Origin of the sequence: Agromyces sp. LHK192, assembly GCF_004006235.1 — a bacterium.
Classification (GTDB): Bacteria; Actinomycetota; Actinomycetes; order Actinomycetales; family Microbacteriaceae; genus Agromyces.
Genome location: NZ_CP034753.1, coordinates 37072 through 57491 on the forward strand (window position 1 = coordinate 37072; position 20420 = coordinate 57491).

The 20420-nt window shown below is 70.7% G+C and carries 16 protein-coding genes; 12 read left to right on the forward strand and 4 right to left on the reverse strand.

Translation table 11 applies throughout. The features are described 5' to 3' along the window. The first annotated feature begins 39 nt into the window (after positions 1–39). Positions 40–570, forward strand: a complete 531-nt coding sequence (locus ELQ40_RS00190) for a gluconokinase (RefSeq protein ID WP_240665871.1) — start codon at positions 40–42, stop codon at positions 568–570. Further along, positions 567–2282, forward strand: coding sequence for a SulP family inorganic anion transporter (locus ELQ40_RS00195; protein ID WP_240665872.1), 1716 nt, complete (start codon positions 567–569; stop codon positions 2280–2282). Before ELQ40_RS00190 ends, ELQ40_RS00195 begins: the two co-directional genes overlap by 4 nt. A 30-nt stretch (positions 2283–2312) precedes the next feature. Here ELQ40_RS00195 and ELQ40_RS00200 read toward each other — a convergent pair whose 3' ends face one another. Beyond that, positions 2313–4646 carry an arylsulfatase gene (locus tag ELQ40_RS00200; protein ID WP_127791779.1) on the reverse strand — a complete coding sequence of 778 codons (2334 nt, stop codon included), beginning with the start codon at positions 4644–4646 and terminating at the stop codon, positions 2313–2315. 170 nt (positions 4647–4816) lie between these two features. On the opposite strand from ELQ40_RS00200, the gene ELQ40_RS00205 reads away from it, so the two are divergent. Then, positions 4817–6316, forward strand: coding sequence for an arylsulfatase (locus ELQ40_RS00205; protein ID WP_127791781.1), 1500 nt, complete (start codon positions 4817–4819; stop codon positions 6314–6316). Between the two features lie 86 nt (positions 6317–6402). On the opposite strand, the gene ELQ40_RS00210 is transcribed toward ELQ40_RS00205, so the two are convergent. Then, the gene (locus ELQ40_RS00210; RefSeq protein WP_127791783.1) at positions 6403–8943 is read right to left on the reverse strand and encodes an MMPL family transporter; all 2541 of its coding nucleotides are present in this window, start codon (positions 8941–8943) and stop codon (positions 6403–6405) included. Between the two features lie 134 nt (positions 8944–9077). Between ELQ40_RS00210 and ELQ40_RS18650 the strand changes: the two genes are divergently transcribed. From ELQ40_RS18650 to ELQ40_RS00230, 3 genes are all read left to right on the forward strand, one after another. Beyond that, the gene (locus ELQ40_RS18650; protein WP_164863421.1) at positions 9078–10541 is read left to right on the forward strand and encodes an alpha/beta hydrolase fold domain-containing protein; all 1464 of its coding nucleotides are present in this window, start codon (positions 9078–9080) and stop codon (positions 10539–10541) included. Positions 10542–10599: 58 nt separating this feature from the next. Further along, entirely contained in the window at positions 10600–11136 is a 537-nt protein-coding gene (locus tag ELQ40_RS00225; RefSeq protein WP_127791785.1) for a MarR family winged helix-turn-helix transcriptional regulator, read from the forward strand. A 62-nt stretch (positions 11137–11198) separates the two neighbouring features. Further along, positions 11199–12002, forward strand: coding sequence for a DUF2306 domain-containing protein (locus tag ELQ40_RS00230; RefSeq protein ID WP_127791786.1), 804 nt, complete (start codon positions 11199–11201; stop codon positions 12000–12002). Here ELQ40_RS00230 and ELQ40_RS00235 read toward each other — a convergent pair. Then, positions 11980–12687: an SOS response-associated peptidase gene (locus ELQ40_RS00235; RefSeq protein ID WP_127791788.1), complete on the reverse strand. Its 708-nt coding sequence runs from the start codon at positions 12685–12687 to the stop codon at positions 11980–11982. The genes ELQ40_RS00230 and ELQ40_RS00235 overlap by 23 nt on opposite strands. 241 nt (positions 12688–12928) lie before the next feature. Between ELQ40_RS00235 and ELQ40_RS00240 the strand changes: the two genes are divergently transcribed. Then, on the forward strand, positions 12929–13831 hold the full coding sequence (locus tag ELQ40_RS00240; RefSeq protein ID WP_127791790.1) for an EamA family transporter: 903 nt from the start codon (positions 12929–12931) through the stop codon (positions 13829–13831). A 42-nt stretch (positions 13832–13873) separates the two neighbouring features. Here ELQ40_RS00240 and ELQ40_RS00245 read toward each other — a convergent pair whose 3' ends face one another. Next, on the reverse strand, positions 13874–14626 hold the full coding sequence (locus ELQ40_RS00245; RefSeq protein ID WP_240665873.1) for a GntR family transcriptional regulator: 753 nt from the start codon (positions 14624–14626) through the stop codon (positions 13874–13876). Positions 14627–14799: 173 nt separating this feature from the next. Between ELQ40_RS00245 and ELQ40_RS00250 the strand changes: the two genes are divergently transcribed. The 5 genes from ELQ40_RS00250 (at position 14800) to ELQ40_RS00270 (ending at position 20419) form a co-directional block, all read left to right on the forward strand. Next, positions 14800–15729: a phosphate/phosphite/phosphonate ABC transporter substrate-binding protein gene (locus ELQ40_RS00250; RefSeq protein ID WP_127791792.1), complete on the forward strand. Its 930-nt coding sequence runs from the start codon at positions 14800–14802 to the stop codon at positions 15727–15729. Between the two features lie 73 nt (positions 15730–15802). Then, a complete protein-coding gene (phnC, locus tag ELQ40_RS00255) occupies positions 15803–16684 on the forward strand; it encodes a phosphonate ABC transporter ATP-binding protein (protein ID WP_127791794.1) in 882 nt (293 codons plus the stop codon). Continuing rightward, positions 16681–18432, forward strand: a complete 1752-nt coding sequence (gene phnE, locus ELQ40_RS00260; protein ID WP_127791796.1) for a phosphonate ABC transporter, permease protein PhnE — start codon at positions 16681–16683, stop codon at positions 18430–18432. The genes phnC and phnE overlap by 4 nt, the downstream gene beginning before the upstream one ends. Next, complete coding sequence (locus ELQ40_RS00265; RefSeq protein WP_127791798.1) at positions 18429–19655, forward strand: TIGR03364 family FAD-dependent oxidoreductase; 1227 nt, start codon at positions 18429–18431, stop codon at positions 19653–19655. Before phnE ends, ELQ40_RS00265 begins: the two co-directional genes overlap by 4 nt. Next, entirely contained in the window at positions 19652–20419 is a 768-nt protein-coding gene (locus tag ELQ40_RS00270; RefSeq protein WP_127791800.1) for a phosphonatase-like hydrolase, read from the forward strand. The genes ELQ40_RS00265 and ELQ40_RS00270 overlap by 4 nt, the downstream gene beginning before the upstream one ends. Position 20420 lies beyond the last annotated feature (1 nt).

Sequence of the window (20420 nt, forward strand, 5' to 3'; positions counted from 1 at the left end):
GTCGTGCGCCGGCACGGCAGGTGGCGCGAGGATGGAGCCGTGACCTCGCCTGCACTGCCCGACCCGCCCCTCGTCGTCGTCATGGGCGTCTCCGCCGTCGGCAAGTCGACCGTCGCGGCCGCGCTCGCCGACGCCCTCGACGTCGCGTGGCGGGATGCCGACGACCTGCATCCGGCCGCGAACGTCGCCAAGATGTCGGCGGGGATGCCGCTCGACGACGCCGACCGCGGGCCGTGGCTGGATCTGGTCGGGGAGGAGCTGGCGGATGCGTCGGACCGCGCCGGTCTCGTCGTCGCCTGCTCGGCGCTCCGCCGGACGTACCGCGACCGGCTCCGCATGCATGCGCCGGCGACGGTGTTCGTGCACCTCACGGGGAGCCGTGAGCTCCTGCACGGCCGAGCCTCGGCGCGCGCCGGGCATTTCATGCCGGCCTCGCTCCTGGACTCGCAGCTCGACACGCTCGAGCCGCTCGGGTCCGACGAACCGGGTCTCGTGGTCGACGTGGCATCCGACATCGACACGATCATCGCGACCGCGATCGGATGGCTCGCCGAACGGAGGGCGACGTGACCGACGGGCGATGGACGCTCCGCACGGCGACCTCCCGTGCGTGGGGACGCATCCGCCCCGTGTTCAGCCGGAAGACCCTCGGCCGCGACGCGGTCGCGGGAACCGTGCTCGGCATCGAATCCGTTCCCGACGGACTCGCGAGCGGCGTGCTCGCCGGCGTCAACCCGATCGCCGGCCTCTACGCCTACCTGTTCGGCATGCTCGGCGCCGCGTGCTTCACGAGCAGCACCTTCATGGCCGTGCAGGCGACCGGCGCGATGTCGCTCGTCGTCGCCGACACCGACCTCGCCTCGCGACCCGACCCCGACCGGGCGCTGTTCACGCTCGCCATGCTCACCGGGATCATCATGATCGTCGCCGGCGTGCTGAAGGGCGGACGCCTGCTGCGGTTCGTGCCGACCGCCGTCATGACCGGGTTCGTCACCGCGGTCGGCATCAACATGATCCTCGGTCAGCTCTCCAACTTCACGGGTGCAGAGGGTGAGGGGCCGAACCGGGTCGTGCGCGCGTTCGACCTCGTCTGGCACTTCTGGGAGTTCGACTGGCCCACCACGATCATCGGCGCGGTCTCGCTCGGGCTCATCGTCTGGCTCACGCGCACGAGGCTCGGGTCGCTGGGCCTCGTGGTCGCCGTCGCCATCGGCTCGGTGCTGACGCTCGCCCTCGACGCGTGGCTCGGGTGGCAGGTCGCGACCGTCGACGACATCGCCGACGTGCCGAGCGGACTGCCGGCGCCCGTGCTGCCGAGCATCGACGACGTGGTGGCGCTCACGATCCCGGCGCTCTCGCTCGCCTTCGTCGGACTGGTACAGGGCGCAGCCGTGTCGGCGGGAGTCCCCAACGCCAACGGCAGACGAGCGGATGCCTCGCGCGACTTCATCGGACAGGGCGCGGGCAACGTCGTCGCGGGCGTGTTCCAGGGGATGCCGGTCGGCGGCTCGATGTCGGCCTCGGCCCTGATCACCGCGGCCGGCGCGAAGACCAGGCTCGCGCTGTTCATCGCCTCGGCGGTGATGGCGTTCGTGGTGCTCGTGGCATCCGGCATCGTCGCCTACGTGGCCATGCCGTCGTTGGCCGCCCTGCTCATCGTCGTCGGGTTCGGCACGATCAAGCCGCAGAAGGTGAAGTCGGTGCTCAAGACCGGCGTGCTCCAGTCGACGATCATGGGCGTGACCTTCGTGCTCACGCTGATCATCCCGCTGCAGTTCGCGGTGCTCGTCGGCGTCGGGCTCGGCATCATCCTCTTCGTCGCCCGCCAGTCGAACCGCCTGTCGGTGCGGCAGATCGTCATCGAGCCCGACGGCCGCCGGCGCGAACAGGACCCGGTGCCCGTCGTCGGGTCGGGCGAGGTGATCGTGCTGCAGCCCTACGGCAGCCTGTTCTTCGCGAGCGCGCCGGTGTTCGAGTCGCAGTTGCCGAAGGTGGATGCCTCGACGCGCGACTCCGTCGTGATCCTGCGGCTGCGCGGCATCGACCAGCTCGGCCTCGCCCTCATCGCGGTGCTCGGGCGCTACGCGCACGAGCTCATCGAGCGCGACTCGGCGCTGCGCATCATCGCGCCCAACGACGAGGTGATCGCCGAACTCGGCGCGGGCGGCGTGATCGCGCTCATCGGAGAGGCATCCGTGTACCGGAGCAGCGAGTGGATCGGCGACGCGCTGCGCACCGCCCACGCCGACGCCCACGAGTGGGTCGCCGAGCGTGGGCGGTGATCGCAGCCGCGCCGACCCGCGCTCCTCGCGTTATTCGCGGGAGAGGATGGCCTGGGCCTCACGCTCGAGGTCGAGGTACTGCTCCTCGCTCACGTCGACCGCGACGCCCAGCAGCTTCCCGCCCGTGAACGGGAACGGGTTGGCGTACCGGCTGCTCACGGCATCGGCGCTGTCGTAGCCGACGCACAGGCCGTCGCCGCAGAGGGTGAACTTGCCGACCTGCGCGCGCATCGGTCCCTCGGCGACGACCTGGTCGTCGACGTAGAGCTTCGCCGTCCCGACCGACTCGCCATGCTCGCCCGCGGACTCGCGGATGAACTCGACGCCCAGGGCGTGCGCGCCCGGCGCGAGTGGCTCCGATTCGAAGTGCTGCTCGGGCGGGATCCCCAGGAAGTTGTACACGTAGTGCAGCTTCCCGTCCTTCAGGAACAACGAGTGGCCGCCGAAACGCGAGCCGTGCGCGAAGATCACGCCTTCAGCGCCCTCGTCGAGGATCACGTCGGCGATGATCTTGTAGGAGCGCCCGCGCACGCTCACGGCGACCGATTCCGGCACCGCGGTCGTGTCGGGGTAGTAGGTGTAGCGGGTACGCGGTGGCTCCGACTGCGGCCGCTCGATCGTCACCAGTTCGAGTGCGGTGCGATCGTCGAGCGGGAGCACGAAGTTTTCCTTCGCCTGCTCGTACCAGGCGTCGATCAGCTCCTGCAGCTTCTCCGGTTGCTCGGCTGCCAGGTTCCTGGACTCCGAGCGGTCCTCGTCGACGTGGTAGAGCTCCCAGACGTCCCGGTCGAAGTTCGACTTGCCGCTGATCGGGGCGTGCACGGCCGACGCCTTCCAGCCGTCCTTCCAGATGCCACGGGTACCGAGCATCGTGTAGTACTGCACGTGCTTCTCGGTCGGGCCGTCGGGTGCCGCGTCGAAGCTGTACCGCATGGACACGCCGTTGAGCGGATGCTGCTTCACGCCCCGGTACACGTCGGGCATCTCGAGGCCGACGGCGTCGAGGATCGTCGCCACGATGTCGGTCGAGTGGTGGTACTGGTGCCGCACCTCGCCCTTCGACTCGAACCCCTTCGGCCAGTGGATCACCATCGGGTCGCACGTGCCGCCCGAGAACTGCGAGTACCGCTTGAACATCTGGAACGGCGATGAGAACGCTGCCGCCCACCCCGTCGGATAGTGGTTGTACGTGTCCGGCGAACCGATGCGGTCGATCAGCTTGAGGTTCTCCTCCAGGCTGTCGGGGTACCCGTTGAAGAACTTGTTCTCGTTCACCGAGCCGTGCGGGCTGCCCTCCGCGGACGCGCCGTTGTCGGCGCAGTAGAAGACCAGGGTGTTCTCCAACTGCCCGGTCTCTTCGAGGTAGTCGACGATGCGGCCGACCTGCGCGTCGGTGTACTCGGAGAATCCGGCGTACACCTCGGCCATGCGGCAGAACAGTGCCTTCTCCTCGTCTCCGAGGTCGTCCCACGCGAGCACGAGGTCCGCCGGGTTCGCGACATCCTCGGGGAACGGGTTGAGGGGTGTCAACGCCGTGCCCTCCGGCACGATGCCCTTCTCGATCATGCGACCGAGCACCCACTCGCGGTACGCCTCGTAGCCGCCGTCGAACGCACCCTTGTACTTCGCGATGTACTCGTCGGGCGCGTGGTGCGGTGCGTGGTTCGCGCCGGGGCAGAACCATAGGTACCAGGGCTTCGACGGATTCGACGACTGCTGGTCCCGGAGCATCCGGAGCGCCTGGTCGGCCAGGTCCTTCGAGAGGTGGTACCCCTCCTCGGGCGAGTACGGCTGCTCGATGAAGTGGTTGTCCTCGACGAGGTCGGGGTACCAGTTGTTGGTCTCGCCGCCGAGGAACCCGTAGAACCGGTCGAACCCCTTGTTCAGCGGCCACTCCGACTTGCTGCCGCCCGGCGCGAGGTCCTCCTCCGGCACGTTGTGGTTCTTGCCGACCCAGAAGGTCGAGAAGCCGTTGTCCTGCAGCACCTGGCCGATCGTCGCGCACTCGGCCGGCAGGCGGCCGGCCGAACCGGGGAAGCCGTCGGTGGCTTCCATGATCGTCGCCACCCGGTTGACGTGGTGGTTGCGGCCGGTGAGGAAGGTCGATCGGGTCGGCGAGCACAGCGCGGTCGTGTGCCACTGCGTGTACGTGAGCCCGCCCTGCGCGAGCCGGTCCATCGTGGGCATGTTGATCCCGCCGCCGTACGGCGACCACGCGGCGAGGCCCGTGTCGTCGTACAGCACGACGAGCACGTTCGGCGCCCCCTCGGGAGCCTGCTTCAGCGTGTAGGGCGTCCAGTCGGCGACGGAGTCGCGGACGTCGAGCTCGATCTTCCCGTGGAAATCCGAGTTGAATTCGGACATGTGCGGTTCCCCTTCCGGGGGCCGTGATTCCACCCGCCCCCGGACTCGAACGTACCGACGTGGTCCGACGAACGGAAGAGCGCGGGCACGCCCCACGGCACCGTCGCGGCCTAGGATCAGCGGAGGGGGTGCGCGCAGCGCGCGACCCCGTCGACCCTGGGGGAGGGAACATGTCCGACAAGCCGAACATCCTCATCATCTGGGGCGACGACATCGGCATCAGCAATCTCAGCGCCTACTCCGACGGGCTCATGGGGTATCGCACGCCGAACATCGACCGCATCGCGAACGAGGGCGTGAAGTTCACCGACTACTACGGCGAGCAGAGCTGCACCGCGGGGCGCGCGGCGTTCATCACCGGCCAGAACCCGTATCGCACCGGCCTGACCAAGGTCGGGATGCCCGGCGCTCCGCTCGGACTCCAGGCGGAGGACCCGACGATCGCCACGGCCTTGAAGGCGCAGGGGTACGCGACCGGACAGTTCGGCAAGAACCACCTCGGCGACCGCGACGAGCACCTGCCGACCGCGCACGGGTTCGACGAGTTCTTCGGCAACCTGTACCACCTGAACGCCGAGGAGGAGCCCGAGCACCCCGATTATCCGAAGGCCGAGGACTTCCCCGACTTCCGCAAGAACTTCGGCCCGCGCGGGGTCATCCACTCGTGGGCGAACGGCGATGGCACGCAGCGCATCGAGGACACCGGGCCGCTCACGAAGAAGCGCATGGAGACGTGCGACGAGGAGTTCCGCGACGCGGCGTCCGAGTTCATCCGGAAGCAGGCCGACGACGACACGCCGTTCTTCGTGTGGTTCAACTCGACGCACATGCACTTCCGCACCCACCCGAAGCCCGAGAGCATCGGCCGCGCGGGGCGGTGGCAGTCGGAGTACCACGACACGATGCTCGACCACGACGACCTCGTCGGCGACCTGCTCGACCTGCTCGACGAGCTCGGCATCGCCGACAACACGATCGTCATGTACTCGACCGACAACGGTCCGCACATGAACTCGTGGCCCGATGCCGGCATGACGCCGTTCCGCAACGAGAAGAACTCGAACTGGGAGGGCGCGTACCGGGTGCCGGCGATGGTGCGGTGGCCCGGGCACATCCCTGCGGGCACCACGCTGAACGGGATCGTCAGTCACAACGACTGGTTCGTCACGCTGCTCGCTGCCGCCGGCGACTCGGACATCGCGGAGCGGCTCCTCGAGGGCGCCGACCTCGGCGGCACCGAGTACCGCGTGCACCTGGACGGGCACAACCAGCTCGACTACCTCACGGGCGAGGCCGACGAGAGCCCGCGCAAGCACTTCTTCTACGTGTCGGACGACGGCGACCTGACTGCGCTGCGGTTCGACAACTGGAAGATCGTGTTCATGGAGCAGCGCGCCGCGGGAACGCTCGACATCTGGCTCGAGCCGTACGTCGAACTCCGCGCCCCGAAGCTGTTCAACCTCCGCACCGACCCGTACGAGCGCGCCGACATCACCTCGAACACCTACTTCGACTGGATGCTCGACCGCGTCTACCTCTTCATCCCCGCGCAGTCGTACGTGGCGCGGATGCTGCAGACCCTCGTCGACTTCCCGCAGCGTCAGCGGTCGGCGAGCTTCAGCATCGACCAGGTGCTCGAGAAGCTGAAGACGGTCGGCGGCAGCGCCTGAGCTGATCGCGACCGGTACGAGGTCGGATGCCCCGCCTGCGAGTCGCAGGCGGGGCATCCGTTCGTTCGGAGCGTGGAGCGCCCCGATCAGGCGTGGTGCCGGCGCTCGAGCGCCGCGCCCTCCACGTCGACGTCGGGCAGGATGCGGTCGAGCCACTTCGGGATCCACCAGGCCGACTTGCCGAGGAGGTGCATCAGCGCGGGCATGAGGAGCATCCGGACGACGAAGGCGTCGATCAGCACGCCGAACGCGAGGCCGAAGCCGATCGAGCGGATCATCGTCGACTCGGCGAACACGAAGCCGCCGAACACCGAGATCATGATGAGCCCGGCGGCGATGACCACCGAGCGACCGGCTCGGAACCCGCGGGCGACGGCGAGGCGCGCGGGTGCACCGTGCACGTACGCCTCCCGCATGCCGGTCGACAGGAACAGCTGGTAGTCCATCGCCAGGCCGAACAGGATGCCGACGAGGATCACCGGCAGGAAGCTCAGGATCGGCCCGGTCTGGATGCCGAGCAGGTCGGCGCCCCAGCCCCACTGGAACAGCGCGGTCGTCGCACCGAACGTCGCGAACAGCGACAGGATGAACCCGCCGGTGGCGATGAGCGGCACCAGGATCGACCGGAACACCAGGATCATGATCAGCAGCGAGAGGCCGACGACCACGGTCAGGTAGAGCGGCAGCACTCCGGCGAGGTTCGCGGAGATGTCGATGTTGATCGCGGCCTGGCCGGCGACGCCGAGCGTGTACTCGTCGTCGCCCGTCGACGACTCGATCGGCGGCAGCTCGCGCAGGTCGCGGACGAGCTGCTCGGTCGATTCGCTGTTCGGGCCCTCAGCGGGCACGACCTGGAACGCGGTGAGCGTGCCGTCGTCGGAGACGTCGATCGGTGCGACCGCGACGACGTCCTCCTGGTCGGCGAGGACGGCGGCGATGTCGGCCTGGGCCTGGAGCTGCTCGTCCTCGGTGAGGCCTTCGGGCAGCGTGGCGGTGACGAGCAGCGGGCCATTGACGCCGGCGCCGAACGCGTTCTCGGTCGCGACGTAGGCGCGGTGCGCGGCGGACTCCTCGGGCTCGGTCGAGCCGTCGGGCAGGCCCACGCGCATGGACAGCGACGGGATCGCGATCGCAAGCAGGGCTGCGGCGGTCACGATGACCGTGACGATCGCGCGCCAGGTCGGCATCGGCTTCGCGGCGAGGTCTTCGTGGTGCACCTCGCCGATCTTCGCGCGAGCCCGCTTGCCGAGTGCACGGTGGCCGAGGAAGCCCAGCAGGGCGGGCGTGAGGCTGATCGCGATGAGCACCGCGATGACGACGGCGACCGCGCCGGCGGTACCCATCAGGCCGAGGAACGGCACGCCGGTCACGTTGAGCGCGAACAGGGCGACGACCACCGTGGTACCGGCGAAGACGACGGCGTTGCCGGCGGTGCCGTTCGCGAGGCCGATCGACTCGTCGACCTCGGCGCCCTCCAGCAATTGCTTCCGATGTCGGTTGATGATGAACAGCGAGTAGTCGATGCCGACCGCGAGGCCCAGCATGAGCCCGAGCATGGGCGTGACCGAGGCCATCTGCACGACCCCCGAGAACGCGAGGGTGCCGAGCGCCGCGATCGCGACGCCGAAGATCGCGGTGAGGATCGGAAACGACGCGGTGATGAGCGAGCCGAGCATCACGATCAGCACGATGCCGGCGAACACGACGCCGACGATCTCGCCGACGCCGATGAGCTGCGGCACGCCCTGCGAGATCTCGGTCGAGAACGACACCTCGACGCCGTCGATCGGCTCGGACTCGAAGTGGTCGATGACGGCCTGCTTCGACGCTTCGGGCAGCTCCATGCGGGTCTCGCTGAACGCGACGTTGACGAGGGCGGTCGAGCCGTCCTCGGAGACCATGCGGATGCCGTCGGCGTGCGAGATCAGTTCGGCGCCGAGTTCGACCTTCGCCTCGTTGGCCTCGAGCTCGTCGCGGCCCTCGTCGAGGGTCGCCTGCTGGTCTTCGAGCTGCTGTCGGCCCGCGTCGAGCTGTGCCTGCTGCGCGTCGAGCTGCGCCTGCTGCTCGTCGAGCGCGGCGAGCTGCTGCTCGGGGGCGCCCGCGGCCTCGGCCTGCTGGCGGGCCGCGTCGAGTTGCGCCTGTCCGGCGTCGAGCTGCTGCTGACCGGCGTCGAGCTGGGCGGAGGCGGCATCGAGCTGCGCCTGGCCCGCGTCGAGTTCGGCACGGCCGTCGTCGATCTGCTGCTGCCCGTCGGCCAGCTCCTGCTGACGGTCGGCGAGCTCCTGCTGCGTCTCGAACGGGTCGCGGACCTCGGCGACGTCCGGCAGGTCGGTCGCGCTGTCGACGAGCGCGGTGATCTCGGCCTGCTGCTCGGCGGTGAGCGGCTCGCCGTCGACGGTCTGGAACACGACGGTGCCGGATGCCCCGGCGTAGTCGGGCAGAGCCTCCTCGAGCTCGGCGACGACGTCGCCGGATGCGGTGCCGGGCACGTCGAAGCTGGTCGCGAGGCCCTTGAACCCGACCAGGAATCCGCCGACCGCGATCGCGAGGACCGCGAGCCAGGCGGTGACGACCACCCAGCCTCGTCGTGCGGCGAACTTGCCGAGTCGATAGAGCAGTTCCGCCATCGTGCGATGTCCTCTCGGGTGGATGCCGCGCCGCCGCGCGCGCCGAGTCGGCCGCGTTCGGCGCACGGACCGTGGGCGACCGCATCCAAGAATACGCAACGGTCCGTCTCGTTGTCTGAATCTAAGATGTGAGGATGGCGGAGGGACGACGCGGGGCGACGAGGAGCGAGGCGGCGCGGGTGGCGATCCTGCAGGCGACCGCGGCGCAGTTCGCCGAGCGGGGGTACGACGGCCTGAGCATGGAGGGCATCGCGGCCGCGGCCGGCGTCGGCAAGCAGACGATCTACCGCTGGTGGTCGTCGAAGGCCGCGCTGGTGGCCGACTGCCTGATCGAGGGCCTGCTCCTGCCCGACCACTTCGCACCCGTCGACACGGGCGACCTGCGCGGTGACTTCGTCGCATGGCTCGACCTCGTACTCGACTTCTTCGCGCAGCCCGCCAACGCCGGACTCGTCCGCTCGCTCGTCGCCGCGGCGACGGCCGACGACGCCGTCGCCACCGGCCTCCAGGAACGGATCGGAGGGGCGTCGGCGCTCGGCGCTCGGCTCGCCGCCGGCATCGCGGCCGGCCAGTTGCGAGCGGATGCCCCGGTCGCCGAGATCATCGAGGCGTTCGTCGGATTCCTGACCCTGCGCGCACTGAGTCCGATGCCCGTGCCGCCCGGCACCGCACACCGGCTCGTGGATGCCCTGTTGACGCCGAGCGCGGGCGGCGAGACATCCGGTCGGGAAACCGGCTCGGCTGGTCTCGCGGAGCGCCGCTCGAGCGTTCGCGACGTCGTCTACCTGGAGCGGCCCGGATTCCGGCCGCTCGCCCTCGACCTGCACCTGCCGCCGCGATCCGAATCGGATGCCGCTGCCCCGCTCGTCGTGTTCGTGCACGGCGGCGGTTGGCAGCAGGGGAGCCGGCGCGACTTCGGGCCGGAGATCCTCGACGCGTTCGAGCGGATCGCCGCCGCCGGTTTCGCCGTCGCCTCGGTCGACTACCGGCTCAGCGCGGAGGCGGTGTTCCCCGCGCAGGTCGACGACGTCGTCGCCGCGATCGGATGGCTCCGCGCGCGGGCGCCGCAGTTCCGCATCGCCGCCGACCGCGTGGTGCTGTGGGGCGAGTCGGCGGGCGCGACGATCGCGTCGCTCACCGCGCTCGAACTGCTCGGCACGGATGCCCCGCCGCGCGGCGTCGTGCACTGGTACGGACCGACCGACCTGATCGACCACGCCAGGCTCCTCGGCCGGACGACCGACCCCGAGTGCGCCGAAGCCCGCTGGCTCGGCGCCACGGCGGGTGAGCGGCCCGACCTCGCGGCGGCGGCCAGCCCCGCCCTGCGGGTGCGCGCCGAATTGGTGGGCGTCGACCCGGTTCGCGCCGACTCGCGCGACGCGGCGGCGGCTCCGCTCCCGCCCTTCCTCATCGTGAACGGCACCGCAGACACCGCCGTGCCCCACTCGCAGGCCGAGTCGTTCGCCAAGGCGATCGACTCGGCGGGCGGTGAGGTCGAACTCGTGCTCGTCGACGGGGCGGGCCACCGCTTCGAGGGCGACGTCGACCGCGACGCGCTGCTCGAGCAGGCCATCGCGTTCGCAGGTCGCGTCGTCTGAGGCGGATGCCCCGGAGTGGCGCCTTGCGCGGCGACCGAACCGCCGCGAGACTGCGGGCATGAGCCGCACGCTCGACAGTGTCGTCGTCGCACGGATCAGCAGCCTCGTGCCGACCTTGCGACGGAGTCTGCTGCGCATCGCGCGAAGCCACGACCAGCTACCCGAGATCCCCGAGACGCACGTCGAAGTGCTGCGCTTGCTCGTCGGCGGTGAGACGCGATCACCCGGTGAGATCGCCGCGATCCTCCGGCTCAGCCGACCCACCATCAGCAACCTGTTGCGGGCGATGGAGGAAGGCGACCTGGTCGAGCGGCGCACGGCCGACCATAATCACCGTCAGGTCGAGGTGCGTGCATCCCGATACGCGATGGAGGTCTACGCGCGCTTCCAGGTGATCAGCACGGACATCGTTGCGCTCGCCCTCGAGGAGTTGACCGACGAGGACATCGAGGCCATCGAGGATGCGCTGCCTGCGCTCGAGCACCTCCGCGACCATGTGCGGGCCCGCGCGAGGGCTCTCGACGCCGAGCCTCTCGACGCCGAGCCCCTGGACGCCAGGTCCTCCGACGCCAAGGTGCCGACGGTCGGGTTCTGACCCGCGGCATCCGGGGGTTCGCCGGATACTCGCCGTCTCCGGGCCGTCGGTACCGTCGCGGCATGACCGCAGATCTCGACCAGATGCGCGTTGCCGCCGCCGAGGAACGGCCCATCCGGCGCCGGCGTGGGAGTCGGACCGGCTGGACGATCGTCGTCCTGACCTCGATCGGCATCGTCGCCTTCGCCGTCTCGCCGTACCTCACGCAGACGCTGCGCGACCTGGCCGACGCCGGCACCGGGCTCGCGGGGAATTACGTCGACCGGCCGCCGGTGGTGCTGGCGGCGTTCTACACGCACGTCGTCGCGGGCGGACTGGCGCTCGTGCTCGGCCCGTTCCAATTCTGGCGGGGCCTGCGCGATCGGCGGCCCGCGGTGCACCGCTGGATCGGGCGGACCTACCTCGCCTCGGTCGGTGTCGGCGGCGTCGCGGGCATCGTCATCGCGCCGTCGAGCGAGGCGGGGCTCGTCGGCATGTTCGGCTTCGGTGCACTCGGCGTGCTCTGGCTGTTGAGCGGGTGGCGCGCGTACGCGGCGATCCGCCACCGCGACGTCGCGAACCACCAGGCCTGGATGATCCGGAACTTCGCACTCACCTACAGCGCGGTCATGCTGCGGGTGTGGCTGCCGCTGCTGCTGGTCGTGCAGAGCCCGTTCGGCCCGTTCGACTACGACGCGGCATTCGCGAACGCCTACGCCGCGGTGCCGTTCCTGTGCTGGGTGCCGAACGTCGTCGTCGCCGAGTGGCTCATCCGACGCCGCGGGCTTCCGTCGTACCGGATCGGGCCGCCGCCGGCGATCGCTTCCGGCGCACCTTCCGGCACCCCCGCCGTCACGCCGGCCGTCACGCCTCGAGCGGCTCGATGAGCGAAGGGTCGCTCGGGTCGGCGCGGCGGGTGTTGTTCACCTTCGGATCGACCTCGTACTCGGTGATGGTGGGCGCCACACGGTCGGATGCCGCGATGAGCCAGCCGACCATCGCCTCGGCGGCGCCCGCGTCGAGCTTCACCGGATCGAGGTAGTGGTCGATCTCGTCGAGGGGGAGGTAGACGGGCATCCGGTCGTGCACCTCGCCCGAGGCATCCCTCGCCTCACGCGTGATGATCGAGGTCGAGACCTCCCAGCTGCCGTCGTCGAGCTTGCGCGCCGTCGAGATGCCTGCGGCCGCCAGCACGTCGCCCGGCCCGTGCAGGTAGTGGGCGCGTTTGCTGCCCGGCTCGCCCGTCCACTCGTAGTAGCCGTGCATCGGCACGATGCAGCGGCCCGACGCGAACGCGCCCTTCCACAGCCCGTTGGTCGCGACCGTCTCGATGCGGCTGTTGAACTGCGGGCGCTTCGACTCCTTCATGAACGAGGGATGGAAGTTCCACACGGCCGGCTCGACGCGCCGGGTGAACGCGCCCGTCTCGCGGTCGGCGCGCTCGCGCACGATCGGCACGACGTTCGTGGGCGCGATGCTGAAGCTCGGCTCCCACTCGGGGAAGTCGTCTTCGGCGTCGAAGACGTCGGTCAGATCGGTGACCTTCTGCGAGACGACGAACCTGCCGCACATCGGATGCCCCTTCCACGGACGTCCCTCCAGCGTGCCACCCGCCGCCGACATCGGCGAGGGGTGTTCACCCGGCGGTGCTACCGTGTGCGCGACAGCGCCTAGGGTTCCGGGGTCCGCGCGGAGGTGCGGCCCGCCTGGTCCGAGCGGCGCCACGGTCGTCGCCCAGCCGGCGGCCGTCATCTGACAGGACAAAAGCCCGGAGGACCCGTTCGTCGCGCCCGCGACGGCAGAAGGGTCCGACATGTCCGCCACCGCCCTCGCCCTCGTCCTCGCCGCCGCCGTCTGCCATGCCGCATGGAACGTGATCGCCCACGGCGTGAGCCGCATCGGCGTGCCGTTCCTCTGGTGGGGCGCGGTCGCCTCGACGGCGATGTGGCTGCCGGCGGTGCCGCTCACGGGCGGACTCGGTGCCCCACCCGCGGAGTTCTGGACGGGCGCCGTGGTGTCGGCCGTGCTGCACTGCGCGTACAGCTTCGTGCTCCAGCGGGGATACGCCGCGGGGAACCTGTCGACGGTGTACGCGACCGCGCGCGGCAGCGGGCCGGCCATCGCGGTGGTCGCCGCGATCGTCTGGTTCGGCGAGCGACCCACGGCCGCCGAGTTCGCGGGCATCGCGGTGGTCATCGCCGGAGTCGTGGCGATCGGCCTCGTCGACCGGGATCGACGCGTGGCCGGCGTGGGCACCGGGGCGGCGGACCCGGAGCGGCGACGCATCGGCGCCCGCATCGACCCGGGCATCGCGTGGGGGCTGCTCACCGGCGTGGCCATCGCGGCCTACACGGTGTGGGACGCGAACGCCGTGCGCGAGTGGGGCGCGGCACCCGTCGCGTACATGGTCGGCACGACGTTCGGCGAGATCGTGCTGTTCACGGCACTGCTCGGCCGGCGGGCACGGGAGCTCGGCGGGGTCTGGCGGGCGCAGTGGCGGCGCATCCTCGGCTTCGGTGCGCTCTCGCCGCTCGCGTACATCCTCGTGCTCGCCGCGATGACGATGGCGCCGCTGTCGCTCGTCGCGCCGTTGCGCGAGGTCAGCGTCGTGCTGGTGAGCGTCTTCGGCGTGCTCGTGCTGCGCGAGGGTCGGGCCGGATGGCGGGTCGGGGCATCCGTCGCCGTGCTGGCGGGCGTGCTCCTGATGACCGCATGACCTGAGTCTCGATTCGCTTCGCGCCTCGACCGCCCGGCGGTGTCAGCTGCCCGCGAAGGCGCGGAGGTAGTGCTCGCCGCTGCTCGCGCGGCCGGACGCGGCGACCGTGAACCGCACGATGTCGCTGCGATAGCGGTCGTCGGATGCCTCGAACGCCCGCCCCTCGCCGTCGCGGCTGACCCGCTTGAGGCGGAGGATCGGCGCGCCCGGTTCGACCTCGAGCAGGCGCGCATCGTCGTCGTCGGCGGCGACCGCGTCGATCTCGTGGTGCACGTCGATCGAGGCGTGCCCGCGCTCGCCGAGGTACTCGGTGATCGACACGGTGTCGAGGTCGGCGTCGAAGAGCAGGCGGCCGACCGTCTCGGTGTACGTCAGGCGTTCGAGCATGGTCGGGCGGCCGTCGAGCAGGCGCAGCCGGAGTACGTGCACGACGTGTTCGGTCGGTTCGATGCCGAGCAGCAGCGCCTCCTCCTCGGTGGGCCGGCGAAGCGACAGCGACTGCGTGACCGCGCCCGGCTTCGTGCCGAGGTCGCGGGCCCATCTCGTGAACGGGATCGACACGTCGACGGCCTGGTGCGCCTTGCGCTCGACGACGCGGGCCGGCCTGCCCCTGGTCGTCTCGATCAGGCCCTCCTCGCGGAGCGAGGCGAGCGCGTTGCGGATCGGGCCGCGCGACGTGTTCCACCGCTCGGCGAGTTCGGCCTCCGTCGGCACGTCGTCGCCCGCGGCGAGCTGCCCGCTGGTGATGCGCTGCCGGAGTTCGTCGGCGATCTCCTTGTAGATACTCGAAGCCACGTAGGAATACTACTTCGCGTAGCCTCGCCGCGCGACGTCGGGCACCGAGTATTCACCCGGGCTGGACATAGGTGAACAACCGATGAATCCATCCGAGTTCGGTATACATCTCGGCTCGCGGGATGCGAAGGTTGCCAGCGTTGATTCCCAACCCCCTCGTCCGAAAGGCCGTCATGACCACCCGTCGCTCCACCTCCGCCCTCGCGCTCCTCGGCGCCGGCGCGCTCGCATTCACGCTCGCCGCATGCTCCGCCCCCGCGGGCGGCAGCGAGGAGGCCGCCGCCGACTCCGGTGCGGGCTTCGCCGTCGACGAGAACACCCTCGTGTTCGGCGTCGTGCCCGACTCGGTCGACACCGAGACCAACTACCAGCCGCTCATGGACTACATCGCGCAGGAGACCGGCAAGGAGGTCGAGTACCACGAGTCGACCGACTACGCCGCCCTCATCGAGGCCGCGATCGCCGGCAAGATCGACGTCGCGTCGTTCTCGGGCTTCACCTACGTCACCGCCACCAACAACGGTGCCGAGATCACGCCGATCTCCTCGATCGTCACCGCCGAAGGCCAGGAGCCCGGGTACTACTCGCAGGCCATCGTCCCGAAGGGCAGCTCCATCACGGGCCTCGCCGACTTCGCCGGCAAGAAGGTCTGCTTCGTCGACCCGTCGTCGACCTCGGGCTACCTCTTCCCCTCGTACAACCTCCTGCAGGAGGGCATCGACGCCGAGACCGACGTGACCCCCGTCTTCGCGGGCAAGCACGACGTCTCGGTGACGAAGGTCGGCGAGGGCGTCGAGTGCGAGGCCGGCTTCGCCGAGGACAGCGAGGTCGCCAAGAGCGACCAGGTAGAGATCGTCGCCGAGACCATGGTGCCGGGCGCCCCGATCGTCGTCTCCGACGCGCTCCCCGACGAGCTCAAGTCGCAGCTCACCGACATCCTCGCCGAGGTCACCATCGACCAGATCATCGAGTCGGGCGTCGAGAGCGCCGACAGCGACGGCTTCCGCTCGGTGTTCTTCGCGACCAAGCCGGTCGACGACGAGTACTACGACCTGATCCGCGACATCTGCGCGGAGATCAACGCGACCCAGTGCCAGGGCTGACCCGGCGCTGACCGCACGCCCCACCGAACCCGCGCAGCGCACGATACGCATCGCACGACACGAGAGAACTGACATGAGCACACCGGTCATCCAGGTTGCAGGACTGGACAAGGCCTTCGGTCGGACCACCGCCCTCGACGGCGTCGACCTCGAGGTCGAACGCGGCGAGATCGTCGTGCTCCTCGGCCTCTCCGGCTCGGGCAAGTCGACGCTGCTGCGGCACCTCGACGGGCTCGAGCGGCCCAGCGCGGGTTCGGTGCGGGTGCTCGACGAGGAGGTGCCGTCCCTCACCGGGCGGCGCCTCCGCCGTCTGCGCTCGCGCGTCGGCTTCGTGTTCCAGCAGTTCGAACTCGTGCCGTCGCTGACCGTGCTCGAGAACGTGCTCACGGGGGCGCTCGCCGAACTGCGCGGCCCCCGCCTCGGCCTCTTCGGGTACTCGCGGGCGCACAAGCTCGCCGCACTCGGCCACCTCGACCGGGTGGGCCTGCTCGACCGTGCGTACCAGCGCGCCGACACCCTCTCCGGCGGGCAGCAGCAGCGGGTCGCCATCGCCCGCGCGCTCATGCAGGAGCCCGAGATCCTGCTCGCCGACGAACCCGTCGCCTCGCTCGACCCCGAGTCGAGCGAACAGGTCATGGCCCTGATCCGCGAGATCGCCATGGACGCCGGACTCACGGTCGTCTGCAGCCTGCACCAGGTCGACCTCGCGCTCTCGTGGGGCGACCGCATCGTCGGCCTGCGGCACGGCCAGGTGGTGCTGGACACCCCGACCGCCGGGCTCGGCAAGGCCGAGGTCATGGAGATCTACGGTCGCGTCGCGACCGCCACGACCGAGCTCGAGGCCATCGAGCGGGAGCTCGGCGAGACCACGGGCCGCGAGGCATCCGGCGTGGCATCCGGCCGGGCATCCGGCGTGGCATCCGTCGTCTCGCTCGCCGACGAGGGAGCCCGATGACCGCCCTCGTCACCGGCCCGGCGCCGACGCGCGCCGGCGTCGCCCACCGTGCACCCCGCCGACCGGTCTCGCCCGAGCGCATCGCCGCCGGGCTCACGCTCGTCGCGCTCGTCGCGGCATCCGTCTGGGCGCTCGTCGACATCGACATCTCGATCGCCGGCATGGTCGAGAGCTGGGCGAACGCGCAGCACTTCTTCGAACGGGTCGGCACCGTCACGTTCCCCGAACCCGCCGAACTGCTCTCGCTCACCGCGCTGACCCTCGGTCTCGTGCTCACGGGCACGCTGCTCGCCGCGGTCCTCTCGGTGCCCGTCGCCTACCTCGCCGCGGGCAACACGACGCCGGGTCCGGCGTGGCGCGCGATCGGCCGGTTCATCACCGTGTTCACGCGCGCCGTGCCCGACATCGTGCTCGCGATGGTGTTCGTGCTCATGTTCTCGCTCGGCACGCTGCCCGGCATCCTCGCGATCGGCATCCACTCGGTGGGCATGATCGCCAAGCTCTTCGCCGACGCGATCGAGCAGATCGACGAGGGTCCGCGCCTCGCGATCCGCGCCGCCGGCGGCACGAAGCTGCAGGAGTTCACGAGCGGCATCCTGCCGCAGGTCATGCCGAGCTGGATCGCGACGATCCTGCACCGCTTCGACATCAACCTCCGGCACTCCGTCGTGCTCGGCTACGTGGGCGTCGCCGGGCTCGGCCTCGAGATGTCGTACGCGTTCAAGTCGCTGGACTACTCGCTCGGCATCGGCATCGCGATCGTCATGTTCGTGCTGTGCGTCGTGATGGAGGTCGTCTCCAGCCTCATCCGCCGGGCGATGCTCGGTGCGCAGCCGACCGGTCGGGGCATCGGCGACCGGATCGTCCGTCGGGCGACGCGGGCGAAGGCCCCGACGGATGCCTCGGGTACGGATGCCTCCGCGTCGGGCACGAGCGCCGCGACGAGCCCCGCCGACCTGCGCGCCGCCCTTCGCCGCCCGTGGGACGGCGCGCGCATCGGCAGCACCGCGGCGTTCTGGGTCGCGGTCGCCGTCATCGTCGCCGGCATCGCCGTCTGCAACATCACCTGGTCCGACTTCGTCACCGTGTGGGCGAAGATTCCCGGCGTCGCCGTGCAGTTCTGGCCGCCGTCGTTCGGATCGTACGACTGGGACACGATGTTCGGCGCCCTGGTCGAGACCGTCTCCGTCGCGCTCGCCGCCACGCTGCTGAGCTTCGTGCTCTCCCTCGTGATCGGTTCGTTCGCGGCCCGCAACGTCGCGCCGAACGGCGGGGTCCGCGGCGGCGCCCGACTACTGCTCGTCGGGATCCGCGGCGTGCCCGAGGTGATCCTCGCGATCGTGCTCATCGTCATCACCGGCCTCGGCGCCCAGGCCGGCACGATCGCGCTCGCGTTCGGCGGCATCGGGCTGCTCGGCAAGCTCATCGCCGACTCCTTCGAGGAGGTGCAGCGCGGACCCGAGCGGGCGCTCATCGCCACCGGGGCCACGCGCCTCCAGGTGTACGCGTCGGCGACGCTGCCGCAGGGCGTGCCCGCCCTGATCGGCCACAGCTTCTACCTGATCGACACGAACCTGCGTGCCGCGACGGTGCTCGGCATCGTCGGCGGCGGCGGCATCGGCTACTACCTGCTGAACGCCGGGCAGGGCTCGAACTACGACGTCGTCACCTCGATCGTGCTGATGATCCTGGTCGTGCAGCTCGTGTTCGAAGGCCTCGCGGTGTGGATGCGGCGGGTGTTCCGTTGAGCGGCGGCACCCGCACGGGCGCTGCCCGGGCCGACGTCGTCGTCGTCGGCGCCGGCATCGTCGGACTCGGCGTCGCGCTCGCCGTGGCCGACCGTGGGCTCAGCGTCATCGTGGTCGAGCGGGGGAGCGAGGCATCCGGCGCGTCCATCCGCAACTTCGGCCACCTCTGCGTGACCCCCCAGACCGGTGTCGCGCTCGAGTACGGTCTCGCCGCCCGCGAGATCTGGCTCCGACTGGCGCGCGACGCCGGCGTCTGGCTGCGCGAGTCCGGCACCTTCGTCGCCGCACGCGCCCATGACGAGCTCGACGTGCTCTCCGAGTTCGCCGAGGCGCGTGCCGCGCAAGACGCACGGACTCCGGTCGACCTGCTCGACCGGGCCGCGTTGGAGGCGTGCGTCCCGGTCGCTCCGGGCAGCGTGATCGGCGGCGCCATGCTGCCCGCCGACCTGCAGGCGAACCCCCGCCAGGCGCTGGGCGCGATCACCGCGTTCCTCGCCGCGCGCGGCGTCGAGTTCCGGTTCCGCACCGCCGTGGGCCGCGTCGCTCCGGGGGTCGTCTCGACCAGTCGGGGCGACATCTCGGCCGGGCAGGTCGTCGTCGCGGTCAACCACGACATCGACCTGCTCTTCCCGGACGCCGCGGAACGCCACGGCATCGTCCGCTGCGGCCTCGACATGCTCCGCGTCGCGGCCGACCTGCGGATGCCCCTCGATGCACCGCTGCTCACCGGCTGGTCGCTGCTGCGCTACGGCGCGTTCGCGGCGCTGCCGGCGACGGCCGCGCTTCGCGAGCGGTTGCACACCGACCGCCCCGACCTCGCGGCCATCGACCTGAACCAGATGTACACGCAGTTGCCCGACGGCTCGCTCATCGTCGGCGACACCCACTACCGCGGTGCCACCGTCGCCCCGTTCCAGGCGGAGTCGGCCTCGGAGGCGATGCTCGAGGAGACCGTCCGCCTGTTCGGCACCGGTCCGTTCCGGGTGCTCGAACGCTGGCAGGGCGTCTACGCCAGCGGACCCGACGACTACCTCGACGTCGAGGTCGAACCCGGCGTGCATCTCGCCGCGGCCACCACCGGCATCGGCATGACCACCGGACTCGGCCTCGCCGAGGCCGTGGTCGCCCGATTCTCGGGTCCGTCGGCCGCCGCGTCGTCGACGACGCCGGCGCACGCCGGACCGATCCCCACCATCACCACCCAGGAAGGCAGCGCAGCATGACCACCCTCGAGACCGCCACCACCCCGCCGCGCATCGGCGACCGCACCGTCGAGCTCGTGGTGCTCGACATGGCCGGCACGACCGTGTGCGACGACGGTCTCGTCGAACGGGCGTTCGCGCTCGCGGCCGAGCGGGCCGGGTTCGCACCCGAGGGCGAGGCGCGCGAGCGCGCCCTCCAGTACGTGCGCGACACCATGGGGCAGTCGAAGATCGCCGTCTTCCGGGTGCTCACGGGCGACGAGGATCTCGCGCAGCGCGCGAACGCGGAGTTCGAGGGCGCCTACGCCGAACTCGTCGCCGAGCTCGGGGTGTCGGCGATCGCCGGTGCCGCCGAGACGGTGCGGCTCCTGCGCGAAGCGGGGGCATCCGTGGTGCTCACGACCGGTTTCGCCCCCGCGACGCGCGACGCGATCCTCGATGCGCTCGACTGGCACGATCTCGCCGACGCGGCGCTCGCCCCGGCCGACGCCGGCCGGGGCCGCCCCTACCCCGACCTGCCCCTGACGGCGTTGTTGCGCACCGGTGCCGGATCCGTCGGGTCGATGGTCGTCGTCGGCGACACGCAGAGCGACATCGGATCGGGCCTCGCCGCGGGGGCCGGGCTCGTCGTCGGCGTGCTCACCGGCACGCACGGCCGCGCCGAGTTCGAGGCCGCGGGCGCGCACGCGATCATCGAGAGCATCGCCGACCTCCCCGCGCTGCTCGGCCTGCCCGGCCTGCCCGGCCCCTCCATCCTGCCCGGCCTGCCCGGCCTCGAGGCGTAGG

Bases quoted from the DNA above. Each gene is read 5' to 3' on its own strand.
- ELQ40_RS00200 (WP_127791779.1), bottom strand. From the start codon at position 4,646: ATGTCCGAATTCAACTCGGATTTCCACGGGAAGATCGAGCTCGACGTC.
- ELQ40_RS00205 (WP_127791781.1), top strand. From the start codon at position 4,817: ATGTCCGACAAGCCGAACATCCTCATCATCTGGGGCGACGACATCGGC.
- ELQ40_RS00210 (WP_127791783.1), bottom strand. From the start codon at position 8,943: ATGGCGGAACTGCTCTATCGACTCGGCAAGTTCGCCGCACGACGAGGC.
- ELQ40_RS18650 (WP_164863421.1), top strand. From the start codon at position 9,078: ATGGCGGAGGGACGACGCGGGGCGACGAGGAGCGAGGCGGCGCGGGTG.
- ELQ40_RS00225 (WP_127791785.1), top strand. From the start codon at position 10,600: ATGAGCCGCACGCTCGACAGTGTCGTCGTCGCACGGATCAGCAGCCTC.
- ELQ40_RS00230 (WP_127791786.1), top strand. From the start codon at position 11,199: ATGACCGCAGATCTCGACCAGATGCGCGTTGCCGCCGCCGAGGAACGG.
- ELQ40_RS00235 (WP_127791788.1), bottom strand. From the start codon at position 12,687: ATGTGCGGCAGGTTCGTCGTCTCGCAGAAGGTCACCGATCTGACCGAC.
- ELQ40_RS00240 (WP_127791790.1), top strand. From the start codon at position 12,929: ATGTCCGCCACCGCCCTCGCCCTCGTCCTCGCCGCCGCCGTCTGCCAT.
- ELQ40_RS00250 (WP_127791792.1), top strand. From the start codon at position 14,800: ATGACCACCCGTCGCTCCACCTCCGCCCTCGCGCTCCTCGGCGCCGGC.
- phnC (WP_127791794.1), top strand. From the start codon at position 15,803: ATGAGCACACCGGTCATCCAGGTTGCAGGACTGGACAAGGCCTTCGGT.
- phnE (WP_127791796.1), top strand. From the start codon at position 16,681: ATGACCGCCCTCGTCACCGGCCCGGCGCCGACGCGCGCCGGCGTCGCC.
- ELQ40_RS00270 (WP_127791800.1), top strand. From the start codon at position 19,652: ATGACCACCCTCGAGACCGCCACCACCCCGCCGCGCATCGGCGACCGC.